Here is a 255-nt window from a genome sequence, read left to right on the forward strand (position 1 = left end):
AGAAGAGTGACTATGCTTATGATGAGCACTATGACTGCTACATCTGCCCGGAGGGGCAGGTGCTTTCTTACCGCACGACTACGCGTGAAGGATACAGGCAGTATGCTTCTAATCCTCATCATTGCGCAGAATGCCCATTTCTGTCTGTGTGTACTCAGAGCCAGAATCATATGAAGCTGGTTCACCGGCATATATGGGAACACTATCTTGAAGAAGCGGACCACCTGCGCCATACGGCGCAGAATAAATACATGT

Annotated in this window: 1 protein-coding gene; it reads left to right on the top strand. The window is 48.6% G+C overall.

Going from position 1 to position 255, the window contains the following annotated elements; genetic code table 11:
- Window positions 1-255 (top strand): transposase (locus M3221_RS26005; protein ID WP_251274838.1); only part of this gene is annotated, 255 nt, incomplete at both ends.

The organism is Domibacillus indicus (genome assembly GCF_023715895.1).
GTDB classification, from domain to species: domain Bacteria; phylum Bacillota; class Bacilli; order Bacillales; family Domibacillaceae; genus Domibacillus; species Domibacillus indicus_A.